The following is a 17,273-nucleotide window of genomic DNA, read 5'->3' as shown; positions in this document are numbered from 1 at the left end:
ATTACTTGGTCTGTTCCTGGATCTTGGCCCACTGGCGCTCAACGTCATCGAGGCCGCCGACGTTGAAGAACGCCTGCTCCGCGATGTGGTCCAGCTCGCCGTCGCAGATGGCTGCGAAGCCTTCAACGGTGTCCTTGATGGAAACCGTGGAGCCCTCGACGCCGGTGAACTGCTTGGCGGTGTAGGTGTTCTGCGAGAGGAACTGCTGGATGCGGCGTGCACGCGACACGACGATCTTGTCTTCTTCGGAAAGTTCATCGACACCGAGGATGGCGATGATGTCCTGGAGTTCCTTGTTCTTCTGCAGGATCTGCTTCACACGGACTGCCGTGTTGTAGTGGTCCTGTCCGATGTACTGGGGGTCCAGGATGCGGGAGGTGGACGTCAGCGGGTCAACGGCCGGGTACAGACCACGGGAGGCGATTTCACGGGAGAGTTCCGTGGTCGCGTCGAGGTGTGCGAAGGTCGTGGCCGGAGCCGGGTCGGTGTAGTCATCTGCGGGGACGTAGATGGCCTGCATCGAGGTGATGGAGTGGCCCTTGGTGGAGGTAATGCGCTCCTGCAGGAGGCCCATCTCATCCGCAAGGTTGGGCTGGTAGCCCACAGCCGAAGGCATGCGGCCCAGCAGGGTCGATACCTCGGAGCCGGCCTGGGTGAAGCGGAAGATGTTGTCGATGAAGAGCAGCACGTCCTGGTTCTGCACATCGCGGAAGTACTCCGCCATGGTCAGTGCAGACAGGGCCACGCGCAGACGCGTTCCCGGCGGCTCATCCATCTGGCCGAATACAAGGGCGGTGTCCTTGAGGACGCCCGCCTCTTCCATTTCAACCCAGAGGTCATTACCTTCACGCGTGCGCTCACCCACACCGGCGAAGACCGAGGTACCACCGAAGTTGCGTGCAACACGGGTGATCATTTCCTGGATCAGCACGGTCTTGCCCACGCCGGCACCGCCGAACAGGCCGATCTTTCCACCCTTGATGTACGGGGTGAGGAGGTCGATGACCTTGATGCCGGTTTCCAGCATCTCGGTGGAGCCTTCGAGCGAAGCGAAGCTCGGTGCCTTGCGGTGGATGGGCCAGCGTTCGCTGATTTCCAGCTCCGACTCGGCAACGTCAAGGGGCTGGCCCAGAACGTTGAAGATGTGGCCCTTGACGCCGTCGCCAACCGGGACGGAAATCGGGGCACCGGTGTCCACCACGTTGGTGCCGCGGACGAGGCCGTCGGTCGCCTGCAGCGAGATCGCGCGAATGAGGTTGTCGCCGAGGTGCAGCGCAACTTCGAAGGTGATGGTCTTGGTTTCACCGTTGAGAGTGATCTCGGTGGTGAGGGCGTTGTAGATTGACGGGATTGCGTCAGCCGGGAATTCGACGTCGACAACCGGGCCGATTACGCGCGCAATACGGCCGGTTGCACCGGACGTTGCGGCTACGTGTTCGGTAGCAGTGGCAGTCATCTCTCTCACTTCATTCAGTAGATGGCGTGGGGTTAAGTCTATCTGTGGTGGTGCTGGTTCCGCGGAACCGAGGCGGTGGAGGCTACGACGCGAGAGCGTCGGCGCCGGCAACAATCTCGGAGAGTTCCTGCGTGATTTCGGCCTGGCGGGCCGTGTTGCGCAGGCGCGTGTACTTCTTGATCAGGTCCGTCGCGTTGTCGCCTGCGGACTTCATCGCCCGCTGGCGGGCGGCGAGCTCGGAAGCTGCTGCCTGCAACATGGCTGCGAAGATACGGGATTCGATGTAGCGCGGGAGCAGGGCGTCAAGGACACGCTCCGTTTCCGGTTCGAATTCGTACAGCGGCAGGAGATCCGTCTCAGAGGCGGCCTGCTCTTCCACTACTTCAAGCGGGAGCAGGCGGATGACCGTCGGCTCCTGGGTGACCATGGACTTGAAGCGGGTGTAGACAACGTGGATTTCGTCCACGCCGCCGTCTTCGAAGTCGGTGGCAAATTCGGCAAGCAGCGCTTCGCCGATTTCGCGGGCGGTTGCGAACTCTGGTGCGTCGGTTCCTCCGGTCCAGACCCGTGCGTACTGCCGGTTCCGGAAATCGAAGTAGGCCTGGGCCTTACGGCCCACGACGTAGGTTTTGACTTCCTTGCCTTCGGCGTGGAGCAGCTCGTTGAGACCTTCCGCCTGCTTGAGGACGCTGGCGGAGTAGGAACCTGCCAAACCGCGGTCCGAGGTAATTACCAGGACGGCGGCGCGGCGGATCTGCTCCGGCTCAGTGGTCAGCGGGTGGTCGATTTCGCTTTGGCTGGCGACAGCAGAAACGGCGCGCGTGATCGCGTTCGCGTAAGGCAGTGAAGCTGCTACGCGCGCACGGGCCTTCCCGATGCGCGAGGTAGCGATCAGTTCCATCGCCTTGAAGATCTTGCGCATCGACGTGGTCGAGCTGATCTTCTGGCGGTAGACCCGGATCTGGGCTCCCATACTTATCCTTTCCTAACATTCCGTCGCCTGGTGTGCCGGGCCGTCTGGCCCGGCACACAAGGCGGTGCGGAACTAGCGCTTCTGCTTGACGATCTTTTCCTGGTCGACTTCGCCCTCGGAGATGGCGTCATGCTCCTCGTGGCCGGCGCCTACCAGGTGGTTGTCACCCTCGCCGAAGAAGCCCTTCTTGAAGTCCACGATCGAGGACTTCAAGGCAGCCACGGTGTCATCGTCCAGCACGTTGGTCTGGGCCAGCGTGGTCAGGATCGAGGACTTGTGGCGCAGGTGCTCCAGGAACTCGGACTCAAAGCGGCTGATGTCCTCCACCGGAACGTCGTCCAGGTAGCCGTTGGTGCCGGCCCAGATGGACACAACCTGGTTCTCGACCGGGAACGGCGAGTACTGGCCCTGCTTGAGCAGTTCCATCAGGCGGGCGCCACGGGTCAGCTGCTGGCGGGATGCTGCGTCCAGGTCGGATGCGAACATCGCGAACGCCTGCATGTCGCGGTACTGGGCCAGGTCCAGCTTCAATGTGCCGGAGACCTTCTTCATGGACTTCACCTGGGCGGCACCGCCAACGCGGGACACCGAGACACCCACGTCAACAGCGGGACGCTGGTTGGCGTTGAAGAGGTCGGACTGCAGGAAGATCTGGCCGTCCGTGATGGAGATGACGTTGGTCGGGATGTAGGCGGACACGTCGTTCGCCTTGGTCTCGATCAGCGGCAGGCCCGTCATGGAACCGGCACCGAGCTCATCGGAGAGCTTGGCACAACGCTCCAGCAGGCGGGAGTGCAGGTAGAAGACGTCGCCCGGGTAGGCTTCGCGTCCCGGCGGGCGGCGCAGCAGCAGCGACACGGCGCGGTAGGCTTCGGCCTGCTTGGACAGGTCATCGAACACGATCAGGACGTGCTTGCCGCCGTACATCCAGTGCTGGCCGATGGCCGAACCTGCGTACGGAGCCAGGTACTTGAAACCTGCGGGGTCGGAGGCGGGAGAAGCCACGATGGTGGTGTACTCCAGCGCGCCGTTGTCCTCGAGGGTCTGGCGGATGGCGGCAATGGTGGACGCCTTCTGCCCGATGGCCACGTAGATGCAGCGCACCTGCTTGGTTACATCGCCCGAAGCCCAGTTGGCCTTCTGGTTGATGATGGTGTCGATGGCGATGGCGGACTTACCGGTCTGGCGGTCACCAATGATGAGCTGGCGCTGGCCGCGGCCGATCGGGATCATGGCGTCGATCGCCTTGAGGCCGGTCTGCATCGGCTCGTGCACCGACTTGCGCTGGGTCACGCCGGGAGCCTGAAGCTCCAGGGCGCGGGTGGTCTCGGCCTTGATCTCGCCGAGGTCGTCGATGGGCATGCCCAGCGGGTCAACGACGCGGCCCAGGAAGGCGTCGCCCACGGGGACGGACAGAACCTGTCCGGTACGGTGCACTTCCTGGCCTTCTTCGATGCCGGTGAAGTCACCGAGGACGATGACGCCGATTTCGCGGACGTCGAGGTTCTGGGCGAGGCCCAGGGTGCCGTCCTCAAAACGAAGCAGCTCGTTCGCCATGACCGAGGGAAGGCCCTCAACACGGGCGATGCCGTCACCAGCGGTGGTTACGCGGCCGACCTCTACGCGCTCTGCGTTTCCGGGTTCGTAGGACGCCGCGAACTCGTTCAGCGCATTACGGACGTCGTCGGCGTTGATGGTCAATTCGGCCATCTGCAGTCCCTGCTCTCCTGTTTGTGGTCACCGCAATCGGTGACCGGGGTTTCTATCAGTTTGTTGTGCTTGTCCGGCTAGCCGGCCAGCTGGCGTTGCAGTTCGCCCAGCTTGGTGAGAACCGAAGCGTCAAGCACTTCGTCACCGACCTGGACGCGGATGCCGCCAATGAGTGCCGGGTCAACATTGACGTTGACCTTCAGTTCCCGTCCGTACAGGGCATTCAGGCCGGCCTGCAGGCGGGCAAGCTGCGTCTGGGTCAAAGGACGGGTCACGCTGACCGTTGCAATCCAGCGCTGCTGCCGCTTGGCTGCCAGCTCGGCAAACCGCTCAACAAGCCGGGTCGGCTTGATGCCACGGGGCTGGGTCACAGCCTGTGCAATGAGGACTTTGGCTTCCTCACTGGCAGCGGGCACAAGCTTCTCGGCAAGCGCAACCTGCGCTGCACCGCTGGCCTGTGGTTCGGACAGAGCACGTTGTACCTCATGGCTGGAGGCAACAGCCTGGTTGAAGGAGAACAGATCGTTCTCCAGCTCTTCCAGGCCAGTGATTCCGGAGGCAGAAACGGCCGACTTGTTTTCAGCAACGGAAATGACCACCGTTGCGGCAAGAGTCTCGAGTGCATCGCCGATATCACGGGCGTTTGCCCAGCGTGAGCTGGCCAGTCCGCCTGCGATGTCTGCAGCATCAGCGGAGACTTTCCCGCCAACCAGCTGCTTGACCAGCGCCGACTTTTCGTCACCGTTGCGGGACGGGTCAGTCAGGGCGCGGCGCAAGCCAGCCGAGCTGTCCACCATTCCCAGAATTCCGAAGAGTTCCTTTGCCAGCTGCAGCGACGCCGTCGGGAGCTTTGCTTCCAACTCCGCCAGCGCTGTTGCCAGCGATTCGCTCGATACGCCTGCCATTACTTAGCTGCACCTGCGTTCTGGGACTCCAGATCTGCCAGGAAACGGTCCACGACCCGTGCTGCACGCTCATCGTCATTGAGCGATTCGCCCACGATGCGGCCGGCAAGGGTTGTGGCCAGGGTGCCCACCTCAGAGCGCAGCGACACAACGGCCGCCTGGCGCTCGGATTCGATCTGTGCGTGGGCCTGCGCGGTGATGCGGGCAGACTCGGCTGCAGCCTTCTCCTTGAGATCCGCAAGGATCTGTGCACCTTCGGCGCGGGCTTCCTCACGGATGCGGTTGGCTTCGGTGCGGGCGTCGGTCAGCTGCTGCTTGTACTCTTCGAGTGCAGCAGACGCCTCAGCCTGTGCCTTTTCAGCCTTGGCGATGCCGCCTTCGATGGCCTCGGCACGCTCCGCGAAGGTCTTCTCGAACATCGGGACAACAAACTTGACCACGATGAACAAGAGGATGAGGAAGCCCACGAGGACAACGCCCATTTCCCAGAGGTTGGGCATGAGGGGGTTGACTTCGCCCTCAGTGGCGGCTGAGATGATCAGCTGATTCATATTTCACCCGTCCTTTTCTACTCGGTTCTGAAAGTTCGCTTCGCTCTAGGACTAGAGAACGAAGGCGAAGACCAGGCCGAGGATGGCAAGGGCTTCGGTCAGCGCAAGGCCAAGGAACGCGATCGGCTGCAGGACACGCTGTGCTTCCGGCTGGCGTGCAACGCCGTTGATGTAGGCAGCGAATACGAGGCCAACACCGATACCACCGCCGATTGCGGACAGACCGTAACCTACGAGGTTGAGATTGCCTTCCATTTTTCTTCCTTTCAAGATGCCACCCATGTGGCAGGTTGTTTGGGTTGCTTCATCCCCGCGAGGGGAAGTCTATGGTTGCCCCGAAGCTGCGCTTCGCCGGCGGGTGCCTAGTGGCTGTCCGCGTGCAGGGCGCCTTCGATGTAGATCGCGGTCAGCAGCGTAAAGACGTAGGCCTGCAGGACCATGATCAGGGCTTCAAGCATGTACATGGCGATGGCGCCGGCCAGGACCAGGACCGAGGTGCCCTTCAGCAGGACGTTCTCCTGCATCACCAGGTATTCGATGCCGGATCCGGCGATCATCACGATCAGGTGGCCGGCGAGCATGGTGGCGAACAGACGGAGGCTGTGCGTCACGGGCCGGACGAGGAAGTTGGAGATGATCTCGATGGGGATCACGATCGGCAGGATGAACCACGGCACGCCCGAGGGGACGGTTGCCAGCTTGAAGTAGCGCAGGCCGTTCTTCTTGACGCCGATGGCGATCCAGGTGAAGTACACCAGGCCGGCCAGCACATACGCTCCACCCACGTGCGAGAACGTGGGGAGCTGGATCAACGGGATGGCACCGTAGATGTTGTTGACCAGGATGAAGAAGAACAGGCTGAACAGGAGGGGAACATACTTGATGAAGTCCCTGCCGCCGATGATGTCCTTGGCAATTCCGTTGCGGACGAAGCCGTAGGCGGCCTCGCCGGCGAACTGGAGCTTGCCGGGTACCAGCTGCTGCTTGCGTGCAGCCAGCACGAAGAAGGTAGCGATAATTGCGACAGAGAGGAGGACCAGCAGCATCTGCTTGGAGAATCCTTCTGCGGCACCCCACGGCAGGATTGCCGGCAAATGCATTTCGTTAATACCAGGAGGAGTAAACTCTCCTGAATCTTGGGCCGGGAGCGCAAGCGCGATCAACGCGTTTCCTCTCTGCAGTGTCCATCATTGGGCGTTGGGCGGGGTCCGGCAGCATGAGCGCCTGCTGTTCCCCCTGTGAAATTATTTGGCACTATCTTTTCCGTCCTGGGACGGTGCGCTGGGAGCATGGCGCTCATCAGCATTTTTGCGGGAACTGGTGAGGCCATGCATGTGGGAAAGGTAGAAACCTCCGACGGCTCCGAGCAGAGCGCCTGCGAGCACAATCCAGCGCGTTCCCCACAGATAATCCAGTCCCCACCCTATCAAACTCCAGACGATGATTCCGCCAACGATGTAGCTGAAGACAGCTATTCCAGCGTTGTAGCCGCCGTCGGTGTTATCGGCTGCGACTCCGGGCGCGGACACCCCGCGTGTGAGTGCGGAGCGGTCCGCCTGCCCGCGTTTCCGTGTGTTGCGCATAGGGTTATTCCTTCCCCTCTGGATCGTTGTAGATCTGGAGGCGCGCCCTGCTAAAGCCGTGGATCTCCGCGGCCTGCCATAGGACCACCGCAACAACGGCGCCGGTGACGAACCAGCGTCTGTGGAGCCACTCCGGGGCGCCGATGACGAACAGGACGACGGCGAAGCCAACTACCTTGAGGAAGTACGTGGCCACGAACATCCCGATCGCGCCGGAAGGATTTCCGCGTCCCACGAAGTGGCCAACCAGCAGGCTGATCCCGAAGAACAGCATCACCAGCAGGCCTCCGAGTGAACTGGAAGCCGCGCCGGTTGCTCCATTGAGAAGTCCGGCAGGAACAGCACAGAGCGCAAGTCCGGCCGCAGCGGCAATCGAGCTGCGCTTAAGCAGGTTCAGCCACAGGGAAGGGGTGGGACCGGAGGCGCCAACGTGTCCGTTGCCGGAGGCAGGTCCGGACTCGGCGTTGGAGGTCATTCGATCCCAATCGTCGGCACCACATGGCAGCTGGCCAGGAGGCAGGGGGTGGAGTGGCAGCTTGGGCTGCCCCTAAATTCTACACGAGATAGAAATAATTCAGAACCGGCGTTACGCCACCGTTTGCCCATTGCCTCGGGACAGATACGGCCAAGCAGTCACCAGCCCCATGACCAGCGTGGCGAAGATGTCGACGGCGAGAACCACCTGCCAGGGGAAGATGGCGAACGCCAGGCCGCCAAAGGAAAGCACCGCGGTCCAGAGATACATCAGGATCACAGCGGTTCTGTGGGAGTAGCCGATGTCGAGCAGTTTATGGTGCAGATGCCCGCGGTCGGCGGACCAGGGCGAGCGCCCGCGGGCCGTGCGGCGGACCACTGCAAGGCCCAGGTCAAGCAGCGGCAGGAAGAGCACGGCGAAGGGAAGCAGGATCGGAATCACGGTGGAGATACCGTTGGCACGGTCGTAGAGGCCGGAGGAGATCTGTCCCGTGGATACGACACCGGCCGAGGCCATGAGCAGTCCGATCAGCATCGCCCCCGAATCGCCCATGAAGATCTTCGAGGGAAAGAAGTTGTGCGGCAGGAAGCCCAGGCAGCCGCCCACCAGGACGGCGGTAATGAGGGTTGCCAGGTCCGAGTAGTCCAGCAGCACGGCGTTCCGGTGCACCCAGTAGGCGGTGAAGAAGAACGCGGTGCCGCCGATGATGGCCACGCCTGCGGCCAGGCCGTCCAGTCCATCAATGAAATTGAAGGCATTCATGGTGGTGACGATCAGCCCCGCCGTCAGCACCACACGGAGCATTCCGTCCTGCAGATAGATGGGTTCGGGCACCCAGGGGACGATGGTCATCTGGACACCCCAGATGGCCACTGTCAGTCCGGCGGCGCTTTGCCCGATCAGTTTCACCCACCAGCGGATGTCCAGGAGGTCGTCTGCCACGCCTACCAGGACGATCACGGCAGCGCCGGCCAGGACGCCCCAGGGCGAGAAATTGTTCCGGTAGATGTCCCTGACGAAAAAGGACTGGCTGGCGACGACCAGCGCCACCAGGACGCCGAGGAAGATTGCCACGCCGCCCAGCCTGGAAACGGGGGTGGAATGCATGTCACGGCTGCGGATGGGCAGGTGCAGCTCCAGCCGGTGTCCCACGATGCGGGCACCCCAGGTGGCTGCGTAGGAGACGACGGCAGCCGTGAGCCCCATGAGCAGGTACATGATCATGGGACTGGAGCCGTTTCGGGAGTGGTGTCGAAGCCGTTCAGCTGCGTCGGCAGCCGGTCCGTGGTGGGTGGGCTCACTGGCCGGGAATCTGTTCTTCGATAAATGAAACTTCTCCGTCGCCGAGCACGCAGCAGGCAGTGCGCACAGACTTACGCGCAGTGCCTTACAGGGCTGTATTACAGTGGACTCTAGTCAAAGATACTAGTGCCACCGGCACCATGGCTCCGCGCCACACGGGCGCACATCAGGCGGGGAACTCCCTGGCGGCCATGCTGAAAGGACCCCCATGACCCCCCGCATTGCGGTTGCCGCGGTGACGTTCGACCGGCCCAAGGAACTCTCCGTTCTGCTGGATTCGATCAACGCGCAGACCCGGCATGTTGACACTATTTGCCTGGTGGACAGCGGTACAACACCTGCACGTGCCGTGGCCGAAAAACACGGCAACGTCGACTACGTCCGGTCCGAAGCCAACCTTGGCGGCGCAGGCGGGTTTGCGCTGGCCGCCCTCAAGGCCGTGGCCAGCGGTGCGCGCTGGATCTGGATGATGGACGACGACGCCGAGCCCGCTGATCCCGAATGCCTCGCCACGCTGCTGCGCGAGGCCGAGGCACGCGGCCTCGAGGCCGTGGTCCCCCTTGTTACGGCCCCCGGCCATCCCGACCGGCTGTCCTTTTTCTTCCGTCTTGACGGCAAGGTCACGCACGATCGGGCGGAGGTGGAGAAGCTCGGCTTCCTGCCGGACGACGGCCACTTCTTCAACGGCGCGCTGATCCGTTCAGACGTGTTCTTCAAGGTCGGTTTGCCGGACATGCGGCTGTTCATCCGCGGCGACGAGGTGGATTTCACCATTCGCCTCCGCCAGGCGGGAATCCGCTTCGGGACCGTGACCACCACTTCCATCACACATCCGCACGCATTCTCCGAGACGCAGCATGTCTATGGCGCCCGCTGGCACGTCATCGTCCCCGACTCCGCCTTCAAGCGCTATTACTACTACCGCAACCGCGGCTACCTGATCCGCCGGTACTTCCGGGTACGTTCTTTCGTGGCCGACGTCGGCGGGTACCTGGGCTACTTCCTGCAGCGCCGCGACCTGCCGGGCTTCCTGGGCTGGGCGCGTGCATTCGGCACCGGCCTGCGGGGCAAGGGGTTTGCCCCGCTGGAAGACCAGAAGTTCTAACCGGCCCTGCTTCGGCCCTCCGGCGTCAAGGTTCGGCCCTGCCGCTGCCTGTTCAGGCCTTGGACTTGGACTTCAGCCGGCGTGCTGCCAGGAGCCAGAGCAGGACCCATGGCTCACCCAAGACGCGGTAGGCCACACGGCGCGGATGCAGGAGCAGGCGCCAGGCCCACTCCAGTCCCATCCTGCCGAGCCACCGGGGCGCAAGCTTCTGGACTCCCGCCAACTGCTCGATCGCCCCGCCCACGGCACAGTACACAGCCGGCGGCATGTCACCCAGCCGGCGCTGCAGCACTTCCTCCTGCAGGGGCATGCCCAGGCCAAGCAGGACCAACTGCGGCTGTTCGCGGTGCAGCCAGGCAACGGCCGCTTCCTCCAGGGCAGGACCCCAGCCCTCCCCCGGAAAGCCCGAGACGCGGGCGCCCGGAACGATTGCCTCAAGCCGCCGCACAGCCCCGGCGTTCGCTTCCGGCCCCGCGCCGACCACAGCAATCCGGTCCAGCCCGCGGACCTGGTCCAGGGCCGGCAGCCAGTCGGTGGAGCCCAGCCGGTAATCCATGACGGGGCCGTCGGCATTGCCGGTCCTCCCCCACAGCCACAGCACCGGTGCCCCGTCCAGGAGCACCACATCGCTTTCCTCGTAGAGGCGGCGGAAGCCGTCGTTGGACAAGGCGAGCGTGACGCTGTGCAGGTTGTGGCCCAGCACGGTGCGCGTGGAGCCTTCCGCAATGTAGCTGTTCAGTTCTGCAACCAGCTCGGAAACCCGCAGTGGAGTGGCATGGACGTCCAGGACGGGTATCTGCTGGCGGTCAAGCGCCATCAAGGCTGTGTGTTCCCGGCAGGAGTGCCGGGTTCTGCTTCTGTACCCGTCACCGCGGACGAGCCGGAAGCGGTGGGCAAGGACCCAGCGTCGTTCCCCTCATCCCCAATTGCATCCTGCTCCGGGGCCGGTTCCTCCTCAGCCATGGGGATTTCGCCCAGGCCCAGGACGCCCGGGACGTGTTCGCGCAACCGGTCCAGGCTCACCGCCCCGTTGCGCACCACGCGCAGGATGGGGCCGGTGGCGTCCACGATGGTGGACGGTACGCCGGCTTCACCCTCCAGCGGTCGCGGCCCGCCCTCCAGGTACACCTCCACCGAGTCAGCCAGCTGTTCCCGTGCCGCTGCGGCGGTCTGGGCCGGAGCCTGGCCGGTGCGGTTGGCCGAGGAAACGGCGAGCGGTCCCGTCAGGGTCAGCAGTTCCAGGGCCACCTCGTCAGCGGGCATCCGGAGTGCCACAGTGCCTTTGGTTTCGCCGAGGTCCCAGTCCAGCGACGGCTGGGCGTGCAGGATCAGGGTCAGGCCGCCGGGCCAGAAGGCCTCCGCCAGCTTGCGGGCCTCGGCGGACACCTCGGTGGCCAGGCCGTCCAGTGCGTTAATGCGCGGAATCAGGACGGGCGGGGGCATGGTGCGGCTGCGCCCCTTGGATACCAGCAGCATGGTGACGGCCTGCGGCGAGAACGCATCCGTGCCGATGCCGTACACGGTGTCCGTGGGGAGCACGACGCACTTCTTCTCGCTGATGGCACGCTGGGCATGTTCCAGTCCCCGTGCCCGTTCGTCGTCAGTGGTGCAGTCATAAGTTGTGGTCACTGGCCCATTCTTTCATTCCGTAGGGCCTGGTCCGCGAGCAGGGCGCTGGTGGCGCGCTCCTTGCCGTTGAGGTCCAGGTGCGTCGTGATGGTTGTCCAGGAGCCCGTCCTGGCAAGCATTGCGGCGATCCAGCCAGACTGGACTTCCGCGTGTTCCATGACGAAGTAGCCCCCGGGACGCAGCAGCCGGGCAGCGGAGGCTGCCGCCGCCGTCGGAAGTTCCATGCCGTCCGCTCCCCCGCCGTACAAAGCCTCCGGGGGGTCGTGCAGGGCTACTTCGGGTTCGTTAGGGATGGCTTCAGCGGGGATGTACGGAGGATTCGAAACCACGACGTCGACCGTCCCGTTGAGTTCCGGAAAGGCGTCGCGCAGGTCCCCCATGACAAGGTTGACGCCCAGCGGAGCGAGGTTTTTCGCAGCCCAGGCGTGCGCAAACGGGCTGAACTCGACGGCATGCACCTCGGCGCCCGGTACCTCATGCGCAAGGGAACCGGCGATGGCACCGGAGCCGGTCCCGAGGTCCACGATCCGGGGGTGGGGCATGTCCCTGACGTGGTCGATGGCCAGCTGGACCACTGATTCTGTTTCCGGGCGCGGGATGAACACCCCGGGCCCCACGGCCAGTTCCAGGTAGCGGAAATGCGCCACCCCGGTGATGTGCTGCAGCGGGATGCGGCGCGCACGTTCGGCCACAAGGGCTTCGTAGCCTTCGGGCGCCGGCGTATCACCGAGCATCAGGGAGCGGAGGCGCCCCAGCCCGACGTTGAGGAGATGGTCCGCAAGCAGCTCCGCGTCCACACGGGGACTGGGGACACCGGCCTCGGCCAGTATTGCCGCGGCCTCGCGGACCGCCGCGGCCAGGGACTGGGAAGGCGCCGCGGAGGCGGGCTCAGTCATGCAAAGCTCCCGGTCAGTCGCCGATGGCGTCCAGCCGCGCCTGCTCATCCATCTCGATGGCGGACTGGATCACCGGTTCCAGGTCCCCGTTCATGACCTGGTCAAGGTTGTAGGCCTTGTAGCCGGTGCGGTGGTCAGCGATCCGGTTTTCCGGGTAGTTGTAGGTCCGGATGCGCTCCGAGCGGTCCATGGTGCGGATCTGGGACTTGCGCTGGGCAGAGTTCTCGGCGTCGATCTGCTCCTGCTGGTGCGCAAGGATGCGGGCGCGCAGGACGCGCATGCCGGCTTCGCGGTTCTGCAGCTGGGATTTCTCGTTTTGCATGGCCACCACGATCCCGGTGGGGAGGTGGGTGATGCGAACGGCGGAGTCCGTGGTGTTAACGGACTGCCCGCCGGGGCCGGAGGACCGGTAGACGTCGATCTTGAGGTCGTTCGGGCTGATTTCCAGCTCTTCGGGCTCATCAACCTCGGGCAGGACCAGCACGCCGGCGGCGGAGGTGTGGATGCGGCCCTGGGATTCCGTGACCGGGACGCGCTGGACGCGGTGCACGCCGCCTTCGAACTTGAGCCGGGCGTACACGCCCTCGGCGGGGTCGTTCGAGTTGCCCTTGACGGCCACCTGGACGTCCTTGTACCCGCCAAGGTCGGACTCGGTGGCGGAAATGATTTCGGTCTTCCAGCCGCGGGACTCCGCGTACCGGGTGTACATGCGCAGCAGGTCGCCGGCGAACAGGGCAGCCTCGTCGCCGCCTTCACCGCCCTTGACTTCAAGGATCACGTTGCGGGCATCATCGGGATCGCGCGGAATCAGCAGGCGGCGGAGCCTGGCGGCAGCAATCTCCAGAGCGGCTTCGAGTTCAGGCACCTCGGCAGCGAACTCGGGATCCTCGTCTGCCATCTCCTTGGCGGCAGCAAGGTCGTCCCGGATGCCTTCCCACTTGTGGTAGGCCTCAACAATGCCGTTGAGCTGAGCCGAACGCCGCCCGAGCTTCCGGGCAAGCCGCTGGTCAGCATAAACAGCAGGATCCCCCAGCTGCGCCTGGATAGCATCATGCTCATCAAGCAGGCCCTGTACGGACTCAAACATTCAAAACCTCTTTCGACTTGTACAAGTCTAGTAATGCGACGAAGTGGGTTAACGCCAAACCGCTCAAAATATGCCGGCCAGGGAGTGGCTTCGGGCCTGCCGGAGCCGGGTGGCTTGGGATCGTAGATCGCAAGCCACCCGGCGTAGGGGCGGGGCCGGCATATTTTGAGCGGTGAACTCAGCTACTTGTCGTTATCCGACTTCGCACCAAGCGTCGTCTTCTGGACCTGCATGAGGAACTCGACGTTGCTCTGGGTTTCCCGGATCTTGTTGGTGAGCAGTTCAAGGCTCTGCTGGGTCTCGAGTCCGGAGAGGACGCGGCGCAGCTTCCACATGATCTTGACTTCTTCGGGCGAGAGCAGGTTCTCCTCGCGGCGGGTGCCCGAGGCGTTGACGTCCACGGCGGGGAAGATGCGCTTGTCGGCCAGCTGGCGGGACAGGCGGAGCTCCATGTTGCCGGTGCCCTTGAACTCTTCGAAGATGACCTCGTCCATCTTGGATCCGGTCTCGACGAGTGCCGTGGCCAGGATGGTGAGCGAGCCACCGTTCTCGATGTTGCGGGCGGCACCGAAGAAGCGCTTGGGCGGGTAGAGGGCTGCGGAGTCGACGCCACCGGACAGGATGCGGCCGGAGGCCGGTGCTGCCAGGTTGTAGGCGCGGCCCAGGCGGGTCATGGAGTCCAGGAGGACCACCACGTCCATGCCCATTTCCACGAGGCGCTTGGCGCGTTCAATGGAGAGTTCGGCCACGGTGGTGTGGTCGTCGGCGGGACGGTCGAAGGTGGAGGCGATGACCTCACCCTTGACGGTGCGCTGCATGTCCGTGACTTCTTCGGGGCGTTCGTCAACCAGCACCATCATGAGGTGGACCTCAGGGTTGTTGGTGGTGATCGCGTTGGCGATGGACTGCAGGATGAGCGTCTTGCCGGCCTTGGGCGGGGAGACGATCAGGCCGCGCTGGCCCTTGCCGATGGGGGCAACGAGGTCGATGACGCGGGGACCGATCTTCTTGGGGTCGGTCTCCAGGCGCAGGCGCTCGGACGGGTACAGCGGAACCAGTTTGGCGAACTCTACGCGGTCCTTGAGCTCTTCCGGGGTCTTGCCGTTGACAGAGGTCACGCGCACCAGGGCGTTGAACTTCTGGCGGTTGGACTGCTGGCTGCGGTCTTCGCCGTCACGGGGAGCGCGGATGGCACCCACGACAGCGTCGCCCTTGCGGAGGTTGTACTTCTTGACCTGGGCCAGGGAGACGTAGACGTCGTTGGGGCCGGGCAGGTATCCGGAGGTCCGGATGAACGCGTAGTTCTCCAGCACGTCCAGGATGCCGGCGACGGGCAGCAGGACGTCGTCTTCGGTGACCTCGACGTCGTCGACGTCGGGGCCCTGGTTGCGGCCGCGGCGGCGGTCGTTGCGGTCGCGGAAGCGGTCGTTGCGGGAGTTGTCCCGGTCCTGGCCGCCGGAGCGGTCATTGCGGTCGTTCCGGTCGCGGCGGTTCCGGCGGTTGCGGCGGCTTCCGCCGTCGCTGTCGTCGTTGTCGCGGTTGTCCCGGCTGCCTTCGCGCTGGCCTGCATCGCGGCTGCCGCTGTTGTCACGGCCGCCGTCCGAGTCGCGCGAGGTGTTGTCGCGGCCGCGGGTGCGGCCGCCGTCGCGGCGTTCGGTGCGCTGGCCGGCGTCGCCCGTTTCAGTTGCGGGGGCTTCGGTGCGCTGTTCGCCCGAACGCTGCTCGCCTGAACGCTGTTCCGTGGCGGGCTGCTCCACCGGAGTTTCTGCCGGGGCTTCCTGGACGGCGGCGGCAGCAGCCTCGCTGCGGCGGCGGTTGCGGGTGCGGGGCTGGCGGCGCTCCTGGGCGCCTTCGGTTCCCTCCGCGGTTTCCGCAGGAGCGGCCGACGGCGCCTCAACGGTTGCGCCGGAAGGCGCGGCAGGGGTTTCCACGACGGGAGCTTCGGCTGCCGGGGCAACCACACCGTCACTGACGGCGCGGCGGCTGCGGCCGCGTCCGCGGGCACGGGTGCCCTCAGCGGCGGGAGCTTCGGCGGCCGGGGCCTCCGGAGCGGAAGCCGGTGCAGCTGAAGCCACTGCGGTTTCCGGAGCCTTTTCCGCTGCCTTTGCGGGGGCCTTGGCGGTGAGTGTTCCTGCACGGTGGGCGGAAATGGCCGAGACCAGGTCCCCCTTGCGCATGCGGGATCCGCCTGAGATACCGAGCTGGCTGGCCAGGGCCTGCAGCTGGGCGAGCTTCAGGCCGGCGAGGCCGCTGCTCTTGGCGGTTGCGGCCGGTGATTCGGCAGCAGAAGTTGTGTGTTCCACAGCTGGCGACAGCTCAGTGGTTTCGGTCACGAAGGATCCTTCCCCCTCGACGGCGTCCAGACTGGGAGCTGGGCGCGATGATTTGATCTGGGCTGCAGTTCAGATCTGCAGCCGGGATTTCGGCCTTGCCGGTTGGATTTCGGCCAGCAGGGCCGGATACTGATTCACCTTGCGCTGCGCCCAAGGCACAACGCCGGGCTGACGGTTCAGGGGCAGTTGGATGCTGCAGATTCCTGCGACAGACCAAGCAGGCGGCACCGGAATACATTCACAGTGGTAGATCAAATAGCAACTGAATGCAGGAGCAGATCAGATAGGCGGAATTACCGCCGGTGCAGTTCAACCTTAGCACCTTCAACGTCCACTGCCAGCTTCAGCAGGCGCCAGCCGATGTCCGGCGTGTTCTCCGCCGTATAGGCCTCTATGAAGGCGAGGGCGTTGCCTGCCTGCTCCTCACCGTTTGCCAGTACCAGGACGGTGGGCCCGGCCCCGGAAACCACTGCGGCATAGCCCGCTTTGCGGAGTGCGCCGATCAAAGCGGCGCTGGGCCGCATGGCGTCGGCTCGGTAGCTCTGGTGCAGGTAATCCTCCGTGCCCGGCAACAGGAATTCGGGCTGCTGCGTCAGTGCGTGGATCAGCAGGGCGGCGCGGCCGGAGTTCATGGCGGCCGCATGGTGTCCCACGGATGCCGGCAGCAGGGCGCGGGCCGCTTCAGTGGACAGTTCAAAGTTGGGTACCGCCACGATGGGGATCACGGACCCGGCCACGGTGGCACGGGTGCTGCTGTACTGCTCACTGTCCTGCCATGACAGCGCCAGTCCGCCGAAAAGGGCCGGTGCCACGTTGTCCGGATGGCCCTCCAGTTCACTGGTGAGCTGGAGGATCCAGTCCTTTCCGCGCTGGTCTTCGGCCGGCACCATGGCGTTGGCAGCCGAGACTGCGGCCACCACGGCAGATGCGGACGAGCCCAGTCCACGGCCGTGCGGGTTGACGTTGTCGGCAACAACCTTCAGTCCGCCGTGCCGGTAACCCAGCCGCTCAAAAGCCGCGTCCATGGCGCGTACCACCAGGTGGCTCGCATCGCGCGGCAGCGTGTCAGCGCCCTCGCCGCGGAGCTCGAACACGAGGCCCTCCGTGTCGAGGCTTTCCACGGTGAGGGTGTCGTGCAGGGCCAGTGCGAGCCCAAGGCTGTCATAGCCGGGGCCCAGGTTCGCGCTCGTGGCGGGGACCCGGACGGTGACGCGCTGCCCCGGCTCAATCAGGTGCAGTCCGACCGCGGCCTGCGAGGTGGTGTCCAA

Annotated in this window: 17 protein-coding genes; 1 reads left to right on the top strand and 16 read right to left on the bottom strand. The window is 64.5% G+C overall.

Annotation, left to right across the window (positions count from 1 at the left end; genetic code table 11):
* Position 1: 1 nt before the first annotated feature.
* The 10 genes from atpD to QFZ60_RS06910 all read right to left on the bottom strand — a co-directional run bounded on the left by atpD (position 2) and on the right by QFZ60_RS06910 (position 8,877).
* The gene (gene atpD, locus QFZ60_RS06955) at positions 2-1,456 is read right to left on the bottom strand and encodes a F0F1 ATP synthase subunit beta (RefSeq protein ID WP_056335096.1); all 1,455 of its coding nucleotides are present in this window, start codon (positions 1,454-1,456) and stop codon (positions 2-4) included.
* 82 nt (positions 1,457-1,538) lie between these two features.
* On the bottom strand, positions 1,539-2,429 hold the full coding sequence (locus tag QFZ60_RS06950) for a F0F1 ATP synthase subunit gamma (RefSeq protein WP_307089275.1): 891 nt from the start codon (positions 2,427-2,429) through the stop codon (positions 1,539-1,541).
* 72 nt (positions 2,430-2,501) lie between these two features.
* The gene (gene atpA, locus QFZ60_RS06945) at positions 2,502-4,139 is read right to left on the bottom strand and encodes a F0F1 ATP synthase subunit alpha (protein WP_307089273.1); all 1,638 of its coding nucleotides are present in this window, start codon (positions 4,137-4,139) and stop codon (positions 2,502-2,504) included.
* 77 nt (positions 4,140-4,216) lie between these two features.
* The gene (locus QFZ60_RS06940) at positions 4,217-5,044 is read right to left on the bottom strand and encodes a F0F1 ATP synthase subunit delta (protein ID WP_307089272.1); all 828 of its coding nucleotides are present in this window, start codon (positions 5,042-5,044) and stop codon (positions 4,217-4,219) included.
* Positions 5,044-5,595, bottom strand: coding sequence for a F0F1 ATP synthase subunit B (locus tag QFZ60_RS06935; RefSeq protein WP_056335084.1), 552 nt, complete (start codon positions 5,593-5,595; stop codon positions 5,044-5,046). Before QFZ60_RS06935 ends, QFZ60_RS06940 begins: the two co-directional genes overlap by 1 nt.
* Before the next feature lie 51 nt (positions 5,596-5,646).
* Positions 5,647-5,850 carry an ATP synthase F0 subunit C gene (gene atpE / locus QFZ60_RS06930; protein ID WP_009356484.1) on the bottom strand — a complete coding sequence of 68 codons (204 nt, stop codon included), beginning with the start codon at positions 5,848-5,850 and terminating at the stop codon, positions 5,647-5,649.
* 107 nt (positions 5,851-5,957) lie between these two features.
* On the bottom strand, positions 5,958-6,758 hold the full coding sequence (gene atpB, locus QFZ60_RS06925; RefSeq protein ID WP_056335080.1) for a F0F1 ATP synthase subunit A: 801 nt from the start codon (positions 6,756-6,758) through the stop codon (positions 5,958-5,960).
* An 81-nt stretch (positions 6,759-6,839) separates the two neighbouring features.
* On the bottom strand, positions 6,840-7,178 hold the full coding sequence (locus QFZ60_RS06920; RefSeq protein WP_307089270.1) for an AtpZ/AtpI family protein: 339 nt from the start codon (positions 7,176-7,178) through the stop codon (positions 6,840-6,842).
* Between the two features lie 4 nt (positions 7,179-7,182).
* Positions 7,183-7,653 (bottom strand): hypothetical protein, encoded by a 471-nt coding sequence (locus QFZ60_RS06915; RefSeq protein ID WP_307089268.1) that lies wholly within the window; start codon positions 7,651-7,653, stop codon positions 7,183-7,185.
* A 111-nt stretch (positions 7,654-7,764) separates the two neighbouring features.
* Entirely contained in the window at positions 7,765-8,877 is a 1,113-nt protein-coding gene (locus QFZ60_RS06910; RefSeq protein WP_142116909.1) for an MraY family glycosyltransferase, read from the bottom strand.
* 286 nt (positions 8,878-9,163) lie between these two features.
* On the opposite strand from QFZ60_RS06910, the gene QFZ60_RS06905 reads away from it, so the two are divergent.
* The gene (locus tag QFZ60_RS06905) at positions 9,164-10,060 is read left to right on the top strand and encodes a glycosyltransferase (protein WP_307089265.1); all 897 of its coding nucleotides are present in this window, start codon (positions 9,164-9,166) and stop codon (positions 10,058-10,060) included.
* A gap of 52 nt (positions 10,061-10,112) precedes the next feature.
* On the opposite strand, the gene QFZ60_RS06900 is transcribed toward QFZ60_RS06905, so the two are convergent.
* The 6 genes from QFZ60_RS06900 to thrB form a co-directional block, all read right to left on the bottom strand.
* Positions 10,113-10,877: a WecB/TagA/CpsF family glycosyltransferase gene (locus QFZ60_RS06900; protein ID WP_307089264.1), complete on the bottom strand. Its 765-nt coding sequence runs from the start codon at positions 10,875-10,877 to the stop codon at positions 10,113-10,115.
* Complete coding sequence (locus QFZ60_RS06895; RefSeq protein WP_307089262.1) at positions 10,877-11,689, bottom strand: L-threonylcarbamoyladenylate synthase; 813 nt, start codon at positions 11,687-11,689, stop codon at positions 10,877-10,879. The genes QFZ60_RS06900 and QFZ60_RS06895 overlap by 1 nt, the downstream gene beginning before the upstream one ends.
* Positions 11,686-12,585: a peptide chain release factor N(5)-glutamine methyltransferase gene (gene prmC / locus QFZ60_RS06890; RefSeq protein ID WP_307089260.1), complete on the bottom strand. Its 900-nt coding sequence runs from the start codon at positions 12,583-12,585 to the stop codon at positions 11,686-11,688. The genes QFZ60_RS06895 and prmC overlap by 4 nt, the downstream gene beginning before the upstream one ends.
* A gap of 13 nt (positions 12,586-12,598) precedes the next feature.
* Positions 12,599-13,672: a peptide chain release factor 1 gene (gene prfA, locus QFZ60_RS06885; protein WP_307089258.1), complete on the bottom strand. Its 1,074-nt coding sequence runs from the start codon at positions 13,670-13,672 to the stop codon at positions 12,599-12,601.
* 182 nt (positions 13,673-13,854) lie between these two features.
* Positions 13,855-16,005: a transcription termination factor Rho gene (gene rho, locus QFZ60_RS06880; RefSeq protein ID WP_307089256.1), complete on the bottom strand. Its 2,151-nt coding sequence runs from the start codon at positions 16,003-16,005 to the stop codon at positions 13,855-13,857.
* Between the two features lie 293 nt (positions 16,006-16,298).
* Positions 16,299-17,273: a homoserine kinase gene (gene thrB, locus QFZ60_RS06875; protein WP_307089254.1), complete on the bottom strand. Its 975-nt coding sequence runs from the start codon at positions 17,271-17,273 to the stop codon at positions 16,299-16,301.

The organism is Arthrobacter sp. B2I5, assembly GCF_030816735.1.
Classification (GTDB): Bacteria; Actinomycetota; Actinomycetes; order Actinomycetales; family Micrococcaceae; genus Arthrobacter.
Note: the sequence above shows the minus strand (reverse complement) of the source record. Positions and strands in the feature narration are given on the sequence as shown.